At 70.6% G+C, this 262-nt stretch carries 1 pseudogene; it reads right to left on the bottom strand.

From position 1 onward, the window contains the following. A pseudogene (locus SB660_RS21555) lies at positions 1–243 on the bottom strand (hypothetical protein); the annotation flags it as partial. Between the last annotated feature and the right edge of the window lie 19 nt (positions 244–262).

The following is a 262-nucleotide window of genomic DNA, read 5'->3' on the forward strand; positions in this document are numbered from 1 at the left end:
GGGGTGCTCGTGGTGGCGGGCAGCGTACGGGGTGTCGTAGACCACGGCCGCGCCCTCCTCGGGCGTCTGCGCGGGCTCGACCGTGCCGGACTCCGACAGGGTGCCGAGATCGAAGGGCACCTCCTCGGCGGAGAGCGCGAGCAGCCGTTCGGCGGCGAGGTTCTCACCGTGCATGATCCGCTGGTCGAGCTCGGGGCCGCTCGGGAAGTTGATGTTCAGGGAGACGCTCGCTGTGACGCCCATGGCGGCCTCCTATTCGAGG

The sequence above is a fragment of the Bacillus sp. SIMBA_005 genome, assembly GCF_046535585.1.
GTDB classification, from domain to species: domain Bacteria; phylum Bacillota; class Bacilli; order Bacillales; family Bacillaceae; genus Bacillus; species Bacillus pumilus.